Here is a 15,589-nt window from a genome sequence, read left to right as displayed (position 1 = left end):
GAGATCTTAAAAATCTGTATCAAAATATATATGACAAAGAAACTCTGACAGGAAAAGTTGAAGCCATAAAAGGAATGTCATCTCTCTCTCTCAAATTGAAAATGGTGAACAGCTTAAGGATTTGCAGAAACGACTAACTTCTGATTTTCCTGTTTATTTGCTGAAGGATAATATCGAAGGAGCATTTCGATGTACACTGAATTTCACAGTAGACGTAGATGGTAAATTTAAAAAGGTAAAATATAGCGGAACATCAGGAACAGAATTCAACATTATCAGTGCATTATTTCTTTATGCAATTGGCGGGTTAGAAAAGCCTTTGCTTTATAATAAAACTGTGGTTGCACAGAATTTTTCACAACCAATTGTTGTAAGGTTTGAGTAATTGTCAGCTAATTAAAATATTAAAACAAATGATGAGATTTTTTTAATATTTAAAATAAATTACAATGAAAATCAACAGAAGACGTCGCTTAATACGAACTTTTAACCTTTTGGATCAACCCATTAAATTTAATCCGTTCGTATTCAGCCGTACTTTTTTTATGTGGGCAATCACAGGTTTAATTGGCGGAATTATCGCCGGTTTATATTGGATTGTCCTCGAACATTTCACGGAATTTCTGCATCAGTTTCAAGGTTGGATGGTTATTCCAACGATGGCAATCGCAGGACTTTTGGCCGGTTTGGTCATTCATTTCATTGGAGATCCTGGGGAAATCCATTTGATTGTTAATAATATCAGATTTAATAAAGGAAAACTCGATCCGAAAAATAATCCTTCCATGATTCTGTCGTCGCTTTTTTGCGTGGCATCAGGTGGAAGTTTAGGTCCTGAAGCGCCTTTGGTACAAGTAACAGGTTCTACAGGGACGTATTTAGGGAAATTATTCAGGCTGAAAGGTGAGGAGTTGCGTTCCTTGAGTATCGCAGGTATGGCTTCCGGTTTTACAGTACTTTTTGGTGCGCCGCTTGGCGGAAGTTTATTCTCTCTTGAAATTCTCCATCACAAACATGCTGTAGAATATTACAAAGCGATTATTCCGGCTTTGGTAGCAAGTTGTTTCAGTTATCTGATGTTTGCTTTAACTATCCATTTAGGAATCGGGGCGACTTGGGATTTGAAAGCTTATCATTATACCGGCGTTTACGATTTTGCTTATGCAACCGCTTTCGGAATTGTAGGAACTTTATTTGGGTGGATTTTTATTTTTGTGGTTAAATTTTTCAAGAAAGCTTTTGAATACAGAAAATTCCCGATTTACATCAAAACTTTGGTAGGTGGAATTTTATTGGGAATCATTGCTTTTTATTTTCCATTAACAAGGTATTTCGGGCATCATGAAGTGAATGAATTGATTAACGGAAATTACACTCTGAATTTTTTAATTATTATTTTAATTTTTAAAATTTTAGCAATAGCCATTACCGTAACTTCAGGATGGAGAGGTGGTTTTATTATCCCACTTTTCTTTGTTGGAACAACTTTAGGGTTGATTATTCATCATTTATTTCCAACGGTTGATACCACTTTAGCGATAGTAAGCTGTATGGCTGCAATAAATGCTTGTGTAACGAGAACGCCGATGAGTACAACGATTATTTTGGGAACTTTAACCGGTTTTACCTATTTCGTACCAATACTTTTTGCTAGTTTGACGGGGTATTTCTTGGCTCCAAAAATTCCGTTCATTGGTTCACAATCAGAAAAATTAGCAGAAGAATAGAAATGCTTTAAAGGAAACTTGGTAAAAGAATAAATATCATCTTAATTTTTAATCTAATAAACTTGAATTTCCGTGTCTTTTTATTAAATTTGTCAACCTTTAAATATTAAAATAAAATAATAAAAATAATATGAATCTTCACGAGTATCAATCAAAAGAGATTTTATCAAAGTATGGAGTAGCTATCCAACGTGGTTTCGTTGCAAACAACGTAGAAGAAGCTGTAGCAGCTGCAGAAAAATTGACTGCTGAAACCGGAGCTCAGGCTTGGGTTGTAAAAGCACAGATTCACGCAGGTGGTCGTGGTAAAGGTGGTGGTGTAAAGTTCTCTCCAAATATGGATAAACTTAAAGAAAACGCTGGAAACATCATCGGAATGCAGTTGATCACTCCACAAACTTCTGCTGAAGGTAAATTGGTAAACTCTGTATTGGTTGCAGAAGACGTTTATTATCCTGGAGAATCTGAAACTAAAGAATTTTATGTTTCTATTCTTTTAGACAGAGCTGAAGGTAAAAATACAATCGTATATTCTACTGAAGGTGGTATGGATATTGAGCACGTTGCAGAAGTAACTCCTCATTTGATTCACAACGAATTAATTGATCCTACTTTAGGTCTTCAAGGTTTCCAGGCTAGAAAAATTGCTTTCAACTTAGGTCTTGAAGGGAACGCTTTCAAAGAATTTACAAAATTCATTTCTTCTTTATATAATGCTTATGTAGGAATTGATGCATCTCTTTTCGAAATCAACCCGGTTTTGAAAACTTCTGATAACAAAATTATCGCTGTAGATGCTAAAGTAACTTTGGATGGTAACTCATTGTTCCGTCACAAAGATCTTGAAGCTCTTAGAGATACAAGAGAAGAAGATCCTATCGATGTTGAAGCTGGTGAAGCTGGTCTTAACTTCGTAAAATTAGACGGTAACGTTGCTTGTATGGTAAATGGAGCTGGTCTTGCAATGGCAACTATGGATATCATCAAATTATCTGGTGGTAACCCTGCAAACTTCTTGGACGTTGGTGGAACTGCAGATGCAGCGAGAGTACAAACTGCTTTCGGAATTATCTTGAGAGATCCAAACGTAAAAGCTATTTTGATCAATATCTTCGGAGGTATCGTAAGATGTGACAGAGTTGCTCAAGGTGTTGTAGATGCTTACCACGCAATGGGAAGCCTTCCTGTTCCATTGATCGTAAGATTACAAGGAACAAATGCTGTAGAAGCTAAAAAATTAATTGACGAAGCTGGATTGCCAATTCACTCTGCAATTACTTTAGAAGAAGCTGCAAACAAAGTAAAAGAAGTTTTAGCTTAATATTTAAATTAACTTTAAAATATAAAATCCGTTTTCGTAAGAAGACGGATTTTTTTGTTAAAAAATTATTTTTGTGGTATTTTAATTGTTAATTTTAGGCTAAATTATTTTTAAAAAGATAAAAAATATATTTTTTAAGATACAATCACTAAATATTAATAATTAAAAGTTAAAATTAATGAAAGCAAAAACATTTATTATCTCTTGTCTGTTGATTGCAGGGCAAGGTTTTGCTCAACAGAATTATTGGTCAAAGCAAAAAGAAAATAAAGCTGAAAGAGGGGAGCTAAAACCAAGATGGGTAACTCCTAAAACTTTCTCTCTATATCAATTAGATTTAGATAAAATAAAATCTGATCTGAAAAATGCACCACAACGTTTCTCGAAAAATGAAAATTTAGTTATTAAATTCCCGGATTCTAACGGTGGAGTAAGAGATTATATTGTCCAGGAAGCATCTGTTATGGCTCCCGAATTACAGGCTAAATTTCCTGAAATAAGATCTTACACTGGTTGGGAAAAAGGAAATCCCTCGAATACCATTCGTTTCAGCTTAACTCCGCAAACAGGAATAAGCGTAATGTATTTTGATGGTTGGGATGTAAGTTATTTGGATAGTTATACTCAGGATAATTCATCATTTATTTTATATAAAAGAAAAGATCTTCCAAAAAATGACCGACTTTTTGAATGTCATGTTGAAGATATGTTAGATCAAAATACAAATCAGAATACTTCTGTACAGAAAAAAGCACCTTTAGTTTCTGACGGGCAATTCAGAACTTATCGATTAGCATTGGCTGCAACTGGAGAATACACTACATTTCATGGAGGGACAGCCGGAGCAATGAGTGCAATGGCAACTACTATGACAAGAGTAAATGGTGTGTATGAAAAAACAATTTCTGCTACAATGGTTATGGTAGCGAATAACAGTCTTTTGATTTATACAAACGGCACTACAGATCCTTATACAAATAATAATGGCTCTACAATGTTGGGTGAAAATATTTCAAATGTAAACAGTATTATAGGTTCAGCTAATTACGATATTGGTCACGTTTTCAGTACTGGTGGAGGTGGAGTAGCGTATTTAGGTTCTGTTTGTACTACAAATAAAGCAGGAGGCGTTACAGGTTCTGGAGCTCCAGTTGGTGATCCTTTCGATATTGACTATGTAGCTCATGAAATGGGGCATCAATTTGGTGGAGCGCACACTTTTAGAGCAAATACGGGTTCATGTCAAGGTAATGCAAGCACGGCTACAGCATACGAACCTGGAAGCGGAACTACTATTATGGCGTATGCGGGAATTTGTCTAGCCAACAATAATGTTCAAAATAATAGTGATCCGTATTTCCATGCGGCAAGTGTGGTACAAATGTATGCGGTTTTACAGAGATCTACCGACTGTTCAGCGAAAGTTTCAAATAATAACGGAGTTCCGACTGCAGATGCAGGAGCAGATTACATCATTCCAAAAGGAACAGCTTTTGTCTTAACCGGAACGGGAACTGATCCGAATAATGATCCTATTACCTATTTATGGGAACAATATAATAATACAAGCAACACACAACCACCAGTTTCTACTGCAACTGCGGGTCCGGTTTACCGTTCGTTTCTTCCGTCAACTTCTCCGATGAGATATTTCCCGAATATGACTTCAGTTTTGGCTAATAATTTGGTTCCGAAATGGGAAGTTACACCGAGTGTTGCACGAACATTGAACTTCGCTTTATTGGTAAATGATAATAAAGCTACAGGAAATCAGGCTGCAAATGATGCAATGGTTGTAACGGTTACAAATGACGGACCTTTTGCGGTAACTTCTCAGCCAACAAATACCTCTTACAGTGCGCAAAACCCAATCACAGTAACATGGGATGTTGCGGGAACCAATACAGGAACGGTTAATACTCAAAATGTTACTATTCTTTTATCAAAAGATAACGGAGCAAACTTTAATACAGTTTTGGCGGCAAGTGTTCCGAATAACGGTTCTGCTGTAGTGAATTTACCTAATGAAAATGTTGCTTCAGCGAGAATTATGGTGAAGGCTATCGGAAATATTTACTTTGCGTTGAACCCTTCAAATTTTTCGATTCAGTCATTCCTTTCTACTTCAGAGAGTGCGGTGAAAACTTTTGCAATTTATCCGAATCCTGTAAAAGATGTGATTAATATTAAGTTTAAAAATAAATCAGATCAGGCAAAATATACCATTTATGATATTTCAGGAAAATTGGTTAGTTCAGGAGAACTGAAAGGCGATAATCAAATCAGAACAGACGGATTTTTATCCGGAAATTATATTCTTTCCTTACAAATGAATAACGGTGAAATTTATAATGAAAAACTGATTATTAAAAAATAAATAACAGTCTTAAAATATAGAATACGGTTGGAGTTATCTGACCGTATTTTTTTAATTTAAATAAAATAAAAACCATTTAAACAATGTTAAATGGTGTAATTAAAAATAAACTTTTCATCAAGGAACTTTGAAACCTGTTTTTACTTAATTTCAAAATTCGGTATATTTTTTACTATAGTATTAAAAAATAATTTAAAATAAACTATTTAAACCTTTTAAAGAGAAAGTCTTCATGGTTTTTAGTTTGATGCAAAGATTATAAATTATTTAATATGAAAAAATACCACTTAAGGCGTATTTTTAAGAAAAATTTAACTATTTTTAATTTTAAAGTCTAAGCCATGAAAAAGTCTGAAGAAAACCATCCGCTTATTGAGATCTGGAAGACTTTTCCTGGGGCAAAAAATCACAAAGAGGTAAATCTTAAAGTGCCTTCAATAGAGGCAATTATTGGAGAAATGTTTTCGGTGGGAGAGTTTTATTATTACGTGTTGAATTTAACGGATAGTACTCTAACAAATCATCACGAAAATATTCTTAAAATGCATGGACTGAAAAAATATCCATCTCATCTTAAAGAAATTATTGATTTGATTCATCCCGATGATCTTCCTTTTGTAATTAAAGCAGAGCAAACTATCGTTGAAAAAATGGTGGAAATCGGAAGTGAGCACCAACGTTTTTTAAAGCCAAGTTATTGTTTTAGGATGAAAACGAGAAAAGGAAATTACGAACTTTTCCATCATCAGGCGATTCATACTTTGGAAAATGAAAGTTCGTTTTTAATACAATCGGTTAATATTCATACCAATATTCAGCATATTACTTCAGAAAATTCTTATATCGTTTTGTTGACGGGTATTGGTCCGAGGCAAGATTTTCATCAGTTTAAGATTGAACACAATTTACTTTCTTTACCTGATTACGAAAATGCACTCACGAAACGTGAAAACGAAATTTTATCATTGATTGCCAAAGGATATTCAGGAAAAGAAGTTTCAACAGTTTTAATACTTTCTGAGCATACCGTTCGTACACACAGAAGAAATATTTTAAAGAAAACTGGTTGTAGAAACAGTAAAGAATTGGTGAAAAAAGCTTTTGATTTAGGATTGATTTGATAGGGTTTAAATTTAAAACTGACAAATCTCACCAACAATTTTCGGCTTAAAACTTGTACCTTTATCAGTGATGGAACAGCACAATTTACAGCCACGATTTAAAGATTCACCTCATTTTAAAGATTTTTGGACGAAAGGAAACGGAAAACAGTTGATTGAATTTTCCGGAGCAGAATTGAGTTTCAAAGACTTTGAAAAGTTTTCACATTTCTATTATCATGTAGATGAAATTGGTGATGAGGTTGTAAAAGACGTTTATTTAACTAAAAAATATACTGAAGCTTCGAGAGAAATCGAGCAGTACATCCGAAATGGAGTTTCAGAAAATGATGAAGTTCCACAAAGTGTAAAAAAAATGTTTGCTCAGACTCAGGAAATTCCAAATTGGCTTGATTATGATTTAATTAAAAGCGGTGCAGAATTATGTATGCGGAGCAATCTTGATTCTTTGATTTCCCTCAGAGATTACTGTTTAATTGGCGGTTATGACTACGCTTACCTCAACAAACCGCTGATTGCAACCGAAGCTCTAAAAAAAGGAGCTGTAAAAAGACTTTCCGAGACATTAGATTTTTGGGTAAACGTAACAAGATATGATGCATTGGAAATCCATAAAAAAGGGTACGAATTTGCCATTAAAACAAGATTAATTCATTCTTACGCCAGACTTTCCATTAAAAAACATTACAAAAACTGGGATACTAATTGGGGCGAACCCATCAATTCATGGGATATGATGGCAACTTATGTGGGGTTCAGTTTGGTTTTTCTTCACAGTTTACACAAATTGGGAAATACTTTCTCTGAACAAGAAGAAAAAGGCTTATTTCATCTTTGGAAATACGTAGGATATTTACTTGGAATTCCTGAAAACCTCCTTCCAGAAAACAAAAAACAGGCTACGGAATATTTTTATTTATGGACTTCCATTCAGCCGCCTTCAGATAAAGATTCTGTTTTGTTGGCGCATTCTTTACTCAATGAATCTTTAGAAAATCCGATTTTAAAATTTGAATTTCAGAGAAAAAATCTGCGTTATCTACACATTTGCTGTACGTGGTTTTTGCTGGGTGAAAATGTCTGCAAAAGATTACAAATTCCCGATGTTCCGTTCAAAAGCGGTTTCCCGATGACCAAAAGAATTATCAATAAAATTTACGATTCAACAGTAAGCCGTGAAACAAGAATCAAAAAAGGAAACAAAGATCAAATGAAAGTTTTGAAAGACTATTTAAATATCACTCAAAATTCAAATTTTCACTAAAGTTTCTTACTTGTCACTTTTTTCGGAGCTATTTCCAGCTTTCACGACTCGCTTTTTTATGATTACTTCGCAAGCTCAGCAACCATAAAAAGAGCTCAGACAAATCGTTCAATCTGGGCTAGAATACTCAGCAAATATTCAAAAGTATTCATCATACAAAAATTAAGAGCCAACGTTTGCATTAGAGAATTTTTAATTGAAAATTTAACAGTTTTTAGAATGTACTTATGATTTAAATATTGGTTTTTGAGATTAAAATTCTGTACTTTTGATAAATTATATTTAATCGAATGAGCAACATAGATGATAAGAAAAAAGCACTTGCTTTAGTGCTTGACAAGTTAGATAAAACCTACGGAAAAGGTACTGTAATGACTTTGGGAGATAGTGCAATTGACACTACCATCGAAGTTATTCCTTCTGGATCATTAGGTTTAGACATCGCTTTAGGAGTTGGCGGATACCCAAGAGGAAGAATTATCGAAATCTACGGACCGGAATCTTCAGGTAAAACAACTTTAACGCTTCACGCAATTGCAGAAGCTCAAAAAGCAGGTGGAATTGCAGCTTTTATTGATGCAGAGCACGCTTTCGACAGAGGTTACGCAGGTAAACTAGGAATCGATCTTGAAAACTTAATTATTTCTCAGCCAGACAACGGAGAACAAGCTTTGGAAATTGCAGATAACCTGATTCGTTCAGGAGCAATCGACATCGTGGTAATTGACTCTGTTGCAGCTTTAACTCCAAAAGCGGAGATTGAAGGTGAAATGGGAGATTCTAAAATGGGTCTTCATGCTAGATTGATGTCTCAGGCTTTGAGAAAACTGACGGCAACGATTTCAAGAACAAAATGTACGGTAATTTTCATCAACCAGTTAAGGGAAAAAATCGGTGTAATGTTCGGAAATCCTGAAACTACAACTGGAGGTAACGCATTGAAATTCTACGCTTCAGTAAGAGTGGATATCAGAAAAGCATCTGCACCAATTAAAAATGGTGACGAAGCAGTTGGAAGTCGTGTGAAAGTGAAAATTGTGAAAAACAAAGTCGCTCCACCTTTCAAAATGGCAGAATTTGACATCATGTACGGTGAAGGTGTTTCTAAAACCGGAGAAATCTTAGATACTGCAGTAGATATGGGAATTGTGAAGAAAAGCGGCTCTTGGTTCAGCTACGGTGAAACTAAATTAGGTCAAGGTAGAGACGGTGTAAGAGATTTGTTGAAAGACAATCCTGAATTGGCTGAAGAGCTTGAAAACAAAGTAAAAGAAGAAATTATCAACAACAAAAAATAATTTATTTGTTTTGATTTTAAAAAAAAGACAGCTGAATGGCTGTCTTTTTTTGTTTTATAAAGAAGGTTAAAGAAAACTTGTATAGCCTTAGACTACGACTATGCAGTATTCTTTATTTCGTAACATATATTGAACTGAACTATTGAATATGTTTTATTCGGAGAAATTGATGATAAAAAAATGCCAATCTGTCACTTTCCGTTCAATGGTATTTTTTTTGAGAATTAATAATCAAATTTAAAAATTCAAAAAAATGACTAAAGGAAATATCAATGTTTCGGTGGAGAATATTTTTCCGTTGATTAAAAAGTTTTTATACAGCGATCACGAAATATTTTTAAGAGAATTAATTTCAAATGCAACGGATGCAACTTTAAAATTAAAACACTTAACCAACATTGGTGAAGCAAAAGTAGATTACGGAAATCCGAAAATCGAAGTTAAAATCGATAAAGAAAATAAAAAACTTCACATCATCGACCAAGGTTTGGGAATGACAGCTGAAGAAGTTGAAAAATACATCAACCAAGTAGCATTTTCGGGAGCTGAAGAATTCTTAGACAAGTATAAAGATTCTGCTAAAGATTCAGGAATTATCGGGCATTTTGGATTAGGTTTCTACTCTGCTTTTATGGTTGCAGAAAAAGTGGAAATCATCACAAAATCTTATCGTGAAGAAAATCCTGCAGTTCGATGGATTTGCGACGGTAGTCCAGAGTTTTCATTAGAAGAAACTACAGATAAAACGGATAGAGGAACGGAAATCGTTCTTCACATTGCTGAAGATTCATTAGAATTTTTGGAAGAAAATAAAATCCGTGAATTGTTGACTAAATACAACAAATTCATGCCTGTTCCCATTAAATTCGGAACAAAAACTGAAACGCTTCCTTTACCTGAAGGTGCTGCAGAAGATGCGATTGCTGAAACTGTGGAAGTTGATAATATCGTAAACAATCCAACTCCGGCTTGGACGAAATCTCCAAGCGAATTGAAAGATGAAGATTACAAAGCGTTCTACCATGAATTGTATCCGATGCAGTTTGAAGAACCTTTGTTTAATATTCACTTAAATGTAGATTATCCGTTTAACTTGACGGGAGTTTTGTATTTCCCGAAACTGGCGAACAATTTAAACATCGAAAAAGATAAAATCCAATTATATCAAAATCAGGTTTTTGTAACCGATGAGGTGAAAGGAATTGTTCCAGACTTTTTGATGTTATTAAGAGGTGTGATAGATTCTCCGGATATTCCGTTGAATGTTTCTCGTTCTTATTTGCAAGCCGACGGTGCCGTGAAGAAAATTTCTTCTTACATCACGAAAAAAGTAGCTGACAAAATGGTTTCTTTAATCAATGAAAACCGTGAAGATTACGATAAAAAGTGGAATGACATCAAAATCGTTATCGAATACGGAATGATTTCTGAAGATAAATTCTTCGAAAAATCTGACAAATTTGCATTATATCCAACAACCGACGGTAAGTATTTCCTTTGGAATGAATTGGAAGAAAAAATCAAACCTTCTCAAACAGACAAAGACGGAAATTTAGTCATTCTTTACGCTACAAATGCCGATGAACAACATTCTTACATTCAGTCTGCTAAAGATAAAGGATATGAAGTTATTCTTTTAGATTCGCCAATTGTTCCGCATTTGATTCAAAAACTGGAAACTTCAAAAGAGAAAATTTCTTTTGCAAGAGTTGATGCAGATCACGTTAATAATTTAATTAAAAAAGACGAACCAGCGATTTCAAAATTAAATGAAACTGAAAAAGAATCATTAAAGAAAAACGTTGAAGAGTCGATTAACGATAAAAAATTCACAGTTCAGTTGGAAGATTTAGACAGCAAAGATGCTCCGTTCACAATCACTCAGCCAGAATTTATGCGTAGAATGAAAGATATGCAGGCAACCGGCGGTGGCGGAATGTTCGGTATGGGCGGTTTCCCTGAAATGTATAATTTGGTGGTGAACTCTAACAGCGAATTTGCTTCGAAAATTTTAGCTAATGAAAATGCTGAGGAGAAAAGTTCTCAAATCAAATACGCTTTAGATTTGGCGAAACTATCTCAGAATTTATTGAAAGGAAAAGAGCTTACCGACTTCATCCAAAGAAGTTATAAGCAATTGGAAAAGTAAATTAATCTAATTTATATTGAAGCTCGGAGCGATTAGTCGTTCCGAGTTTTTTTTGAACAAATTTATCATAGAAATAGTAAATTTGGCTTTCCTTAATAAAACATGGATAAGTTCAGCTTTTTAGAAATCACTGCTTGTATTGGAATTTTTGTCATTCTATTTCTTGCCGTGTTTTTGCTGACCGTGAAAACAAAACATAAGTTAGGCAACCGACTTTTCGCATTTTTTCTTATCGCAAATGCCATAGATGCTAGTAAATTTTTGATTCATCATATTACTGATAGTCTCATCAACCTTGAGGTTTTTCGCTGGAGTATTGTCTATTTGGTTCCGGCATCGTTTTATCTCTATGCAATGTCGGTTTGCTATTCTAATTTCCGACTAAAACCAAAACATTTACTGCACGCCATTCCATTTATTGCTTACAATTTGAATTTAATGTCGGGTGTATATTTCGAGAATACCGATATGAAATTGCATTTTATAAAGAATATGAATCGAATGCCTATCACCCATTTTTTTCAATTTCTTTTCGAATTGTTATTTCAGGCTTATTTTATTGCTTCATTTTTAGTTATTAGAAAGTCAAGAACTGTTTATCTTGAGAACTATACGAATCCGAATATTTCTATAATTAATGCACTTTACAAAATAACGATTCTATATTATCTCTTACATTTTTTGGTGCTTCTAAGATGGCTGGTTACTTTTACGATTGGTTTGGGAGAGGTCAGAGCCTGGATTGTAACCTTGGATGGATTTTCGTTTTTATTTTGTACTTGCTGGTATTTATTTATTGCATTAAACAATCCTGAATTTTTCAGAGGTGTGAATTCTGATCTGAAACCTATTACAGAAGTTGTCCCAAAACAGAAATCTTCCCCTTCAATTGACGACGAAAAAAATAAACAAATAGAATCTTTAAAAAATTTTATGATTTCAAATGAGCCTTATTTGAATTCATCGTTGACAATTCAGGATTTAGCAGAGCAAGTGAAAATGCCTGTCAAAGATTTATCGGCTTTGATTAATCTGTATATGAACAAACATTTTTTTGATTTCATTAATGAATATCGAATTGAAAAAGCCAAGGAAATTTTGAAAGATTCGTCACAAAAAGAATTGACAATTCTGGAAATTCTCTATCAGGTAGGTTTCAATTCCAAATCTTCTTTTAGTACTTCTTTTAAAAAACACACGGGGAAAACACCTACTGAGTTTCGAAAAAATCCATTTTAAGTATCGAATTTATTGAAAGATGAGTTCGACTTTTTTTAATCGGTCGTGTGTTCAAGCATTCTGGCGCATCTTTGCATCAAATTATAAAATCAAAATGAAAAAATTAATTCTTTTAATATTATCCACTGTTTTCTTTATCAACCATGTTTCCGGACAAGAATTAAATGATTTTAAAGGGGCAAAGAATAGAAATCAAAATTCGACTAAACAAAAATCAGGAATCAATCAAATTGATTCCTTAATGACAAAATCCTACGAAAGAGATTTATTCAATGGGAATGTTCTTATTTCTAAAAATAATAAAATCATTTACCAAAAATCATTTGGTTTTACCGATGAAACGCGACAAACAGCTCTAACTGATAAATCAATATTTAACATTGGTTCTATTGGAAAGGAATTTAATGCGGTTGCAATAATGATTTTGGTTGAACGTGGTCTTCTTAATCTTGATGACTATATATCTAAATTTAATTTGGGATTACCGAAATGGTCAGAAAAAGTGACCATACGACATCTTGTCAATTACGCGAGTGGTATTCCGCGAATCGACCCAGCGGTACCTAAAAATGACGAGGAGGCGTGGAAAATGTTGAGAAGCAACGATAGTTTACTCTTTGAACCAGGAACTAGTTACAGCTATGACAATAGCAATGTATTTTTACAAAGAAGAATCATTGAAAAGGTAGCTGGAATATCATTCGAGGAATTCGTCATTAAAAATATAACCAAACCATTGAAAATGACAAATTCGGTATTTGACCCAAAATTTGGTTATAAAAATAGAACGTCTTGTTACGATTTTGATAATGTAAAATGTCCAGAAATGGAATTTATAAGTGGTTGGCTTTGGGTAGATATTAATGATTTTAATAAATGGATTGTAGCGATGAATTCTAATCGTTTGATATCCAAAGAATCCTTTCAAACTATGTTGAATAATCCATACGCAAAAGATGAAGGTGGTTCACTTGGCAGATACTTTGAAAAGGATGAACTACAAAGACACAATGGAGTATCGTATAAATTTGAATCCATCTTTTTAAATGATTTTAAGAATAAAATTACCATAATTCTAGTGTCCAATAATAAAAATACAGTCTGGGATTTGGGACATATTATTCATAATTTAATGTTAGGGAAAGATTACAAAATTCCTAAAAAATCTATTTATCAAGCGATACGAAAGGAATCTCTCGATAACGTAAATAAAGCGATAGAAACTTACTATTTGCTCAAAAAAAATTCAAAGGAAGAGTACAGCTTCGAAAATTCTAGTGAATTGAATAAATTAGGATATGAATTATTAAGAAGTAGCAAAAATAAGGAGTCTATAGAAATATTTAAGTTGGCTGTAAAAGAGTTTCCTAAAGATGCAAATCTATTTGATAGTTTGGGAGAAGCCTATTTTAATAATAAAGAATATGCGCTTTCTAAACAAAATTATTTGAAATCTTTGGAATTAAATCCTGAAAACGAAAATGGAAAACAAATGCTGTTGAATATTGAAAAGGGAATTGGGAAATAATAACAGTTTCTAAATGTAACAAAATCATTGTGTAAGCTGTCTTAATGAAGTAGAAAATCAATTATTTCTAAATGAAAAAACTAAACCTAATCATCCTTCTTTTTTTATCGCTCCACACTTTTGCACAAAGTGTAAATTCAAAAGTTAATGAAATTATCAATCGTGAAATGAAAGAAAGGCGAATTCCTGGATTGCAATTGGCAGTTGTACAAAATGACAAAATTGTATTAAGTAAATCGTACGGATACGCAAATATTCAAGACAATATTTCTGTCAAAAACACAACCATTTTTCCAATTAATTCTAATACAAAAATTTTCACTGGTGTTTCCGTAATGCAATTGGTAGAAGAAGACAAAATAGAACTCAATGCGCCTATCAAAAAATACCTGAATGATTTACCATCGGAATGGCAAAATATAACGGTTGACCAATTGTTAACGCACATTTCAGGACTGCCAGAAATCCTACAACTCCTTGATCCTCTCACGGGTAATATTGGTCCTTTAAAAACCGAACAGGCGATTTGGAAAAAGCTGAAAATACTTCCTTTGGAATTTAAAACAGGCGAGCAGTTCAGTTATAATCAAACCAATTATTATTTGTTAGGAAAGATTATTGAAAAAGTCAGTCATCAATCATTTTCGGATAATTTCGTAAAGAATCAGTTTGAAGTTGTTGGGATGAAACACACATTATTTGGAGATTCCAGAGATTTGATACCGAATTTTGCGCCTACTTACCGTTACAGAAATTTCTTTGATGGCAAAACGGATGATAAACTGGTAAATAATTATACAGAGTTTCCCGATTTTACAAGAACCGGAGCGGGAATCAACAGTACAGCTGAAGACATGGCAAACTGGATAATTGCTTTGCAAACGGGTAAATTGTTTCAAAAATCATCAACATTAGATTTGATGTGGTCGCCAAGCAAATTCAACAATGGAAATCCGACCAACTGGACACGAGGTTGGGGAATTGCAAAATTTAGAAAAAACCACAAAGCAATAGGAATGTCTGGCGGAAATAGGTCTGCCTTGCTGGTTTATCCTGATGACAAATTGACGATCATCGTTTTGACGAACTTAGGAGGAAGTGCTCCAGAAGATTTTTTAGAAGAAATTGCAGGATGTTATAATTCTGATATTTTAAAAGCTGATCCACTAACTTTTTTGAGAAAAAATCTACGGGAAATAGGATTTGATAAAGCTATTGAGTTTACAGAAAAAACCAAAAAAATCAATCCCGAATTTAATCCACAAGAAGCAGAATTGAATAATTGGGCATATCGAATGATGGCAAATAATCAACAAACCGAAGCTTTAGAAATTTTCAAGCTTAATGTTCATTTGTTTCCAAAAAGCTGGAACGCTTATGATAGTTATGGCGAAGCATTATTAAAAACCGGGAATAAAGATAAAGCAATCGAAATGTATAAAAAATCAGTAGAACTGAATCCTAAAAATGAAAATGGGAAACAAATGCTTTTGAAAATAGAGGAAATTTTGAAAAAGAAATAATAGTACTTTTAATTGATATTTTAAAACGTTTTGGCGGCGGCA

11 protein-coding genes are annotated in these 15,589 nt (G+C 33.6%); all 11 read left to right on the top strand.

Annotated elements, in window-relative coordinates:
• The first annotated feature begins 121 nt into the window (after nucleotides 1–121).
• A complete protein-coding gene (locus OF897_RS19490) occupies nucleotides 122–385 on the top strand; it encodes a hypothetical protein (RefSeq protein WP_267267335.1) in 264 nt (87 codons plus the stop codon).
• 64 nt (nucleotides 386–449) lie between these two features.
• Nucleotides 450–1,727 carry a chloride channel protein gene (locus OF897_RS19485; RefSeq protein ID WP_267267334.1) on the top strand — a complete coding sequence of 426 codons (1,278 nt, stop codon included), beginning with the start codon at nucleotides 450–452 and terminating at the stop codon, nucleotides 1,725–1,727.
• Between the two features lie 130 nt (nucleotides 1,728–1,857).
• Nucleotides 1,858–3,048 (top strand): ADP-forming succinate--CoA ligase subunit beta, encoded by a 1,191-nt coding sequence (sucC, locus tag OF897_RS19480; protein ID WP_267267333.1) that lies wholly within the window; start codon nucleotides 1,858–1,860, stop codon nucleotides 3,046–3,048.
• Nucleotides 3,049–3,226: 178 nt separating this feature from the next.
• Nucleotides 3,227–5,425: a reprolysin-like metallopeptidase gene (locus OF897_RS19475; protein ID WP_267267332.1), complete on the top strand. Its 2,199-nt coding sequence runs from the start codon at nucleotides 3,227–3,229 to the stop codon at nucleotides 5,423–5,425.
• Between the two features lie 341 nt (nucleotides 5,426–5,766).
• Nucleotides 5,767–6,546 (top strand): response regulator transcription factor, encoded by a 780-nt coding sequence (locus OF897_RS19470; protein ID WP_267267331.1) that lies wholly within the window; start codon nucleotides 5,767–5,769, stop codon nucleotides 6,544–6,546.
• Between the two features lie 70 nt (nucleotides 6,547–6,616).
• The gene (locus OF897_RS19465) at nucleotides 6,617–7,810 is read left to right on the top strand and encodes an oxygenase MpaB family protein (protein ID WP_267267353.1); all 1,194 of its coding nucleotides are present in this window, start codon (nucleotides 6,617–6,619) and stop codon (nucleotides 7,808–7,810) included.
• Between the two features lie 290 nt (nucleotides 7,811–8,100).
• Nucleotides 8,101–9,108, top strand: coding sequence for a recombinase RecA (gene recA, locus OF897_RS19460; protein WP_047444724.1), 1,008 nt, complete (start codon nucleotides 8,101–8,103; stop codon nucleotides 9,106–9,108).
• Between the two features lie 253 nt (nucleotides 9,109–9,361).
• Nucleotides 9,362–11,257, top strand: coding sequence for a molecular chaperone HtpG (gene htpG, locus OF897_RS19455; protein ID WP_267267330.1), 1,896 nt, complete (start codon nucleotides 9,362–9,364; stop codon nucleotides 11,255–11,257).
• A 102-nt stretch (nucleotides 11,258–11,359) separates the two neighbouring features.
• Nucleotides 11,360–12,496, top strand: coding sequence for a helix-turn-helix domain-containing protein (locus tag OF897_RS19450; protein WP_267267329.1), 1,137 nt, complete (start codon nucleotides 11,360–11,362; stop codon nucleotides 12,494–12,496).
• Nucleotides 12,497–12,590: 94 nt separating this feature from the next.
• Nucleotides 12,591–14,024 (top strand): serine hydrolase, encoded by a 1,434-nt coding sequence (locus tag OF897_RS19445; RefSeq protein ID WP_267267328.1) that lies wholly within the window; start codon nucleotides 12,591–12,593, stop codon nucleotides 14,022–14,024.
• A gap of 71 nt (nucleotides 14,025–14,095) precedes the next feature.
• Nucleotides 14,096–15,547: a beta-lactamase family protein gene (locus OF897_RS19440; protein ID WP_267267327.1), complete on the top strand. Its 1,452-nt coding sequence runs from the start codon at nucleotides 14,096–14,098 to the stop codon at nucleotides 15,545–15,547.
• The last annotated feature ends 42 nt before the right edge of the window (nucleotides 15,548–15,589 follow it).

The sequence above is a fragment of the Chryseobacterium formosum genome, assembly GCF_026460885.1.
In the GTDB taxonomy this organism is placed as follows: Bacteria; Bacteroidota; Bacteroidia; order Flavobacteriales; family Weeksellaceae; genus Chryseobacterium; species Chryseobacterium formosus.
Note: the sequence above shows the minus strand (reverse complement) of the source record. Positions and strands in the feature narration are given on the sequence as shown.

What these genes read in the sequence shown, in the direction of transcription:
- OF897_RS19475 (WP_267267332.1), top strand. Translation starts at nt 3,227, where the DNA reads ATGAAAGCAAAAACATTTATTATCTCTTGTCTGTTGATTGCAGGGCAA.
- OF897_RS19450 (WP_267267329.1), top strand. Translation starts at nt 11,360, where the DNA reads ATGGATAAGTTCAGCTTTTTAGAAATCACTGCTTGTATTGGAATTTTT.
- OF897_RS19485 (WP_267267334.1), top strand. Translation starts at nt 450, where the DNA reads ATGAAAATCAACAGAAGACGTCGCTTAATACGAACTTTTAACCTTTTG.
- sucC (WP_267267333.1), top strand. Translation starts at nt 1,858, where the DNA reads ATGAATCTTCACGAGTATCAATCAAAAGAGATTTTATCAAAGTATGGA.
- recA (WP_047444724.1), top strand. Translation starts at nt 8,101, where the DNA reads ATGAGCAACATAGATGATAAGAAAAAAGCACTTGCTTTAGTGCTTGAC.
- OF897_RS19470 (WP_267267331.1), top strand. Translation starts at nt 5,767, where the DNA reads ATGAAAAAGTCTGAAGAAAACCATCCGCTTATTGAGATCTGGAAGACT.
- OF897_RS19445 (WP_267267328.1), top strand. Translation starts at nt 12,591, where the DNA reads ATGAAAAAATTAATTCTTTTAATATTATCCACTGTTTTCTTTATCAAC.
- htpG (WP_267267330.1), top strand. Translation starts at nt 9,362, where the DNA reads ATGACTAAAGGAAATATCAATGTTTCGGTGGAGAATATTTTTCCGTTG.
- OF897_RS19465 (WP_267267353.1), top strand. Translation starts at nt 6,617, where the DNA reads ATGGAACAGCACAATTTACAGCCACGATTTAAAGATTCACCTCATTTT.
- OF897_RS19440 (WP_267267327.1), top strand. Translation starts at nt 14,096, where the DNA reads ATGAAAAAACTAAACCTAATCATCCTTCTTTTTTTATCGCTCCACACT.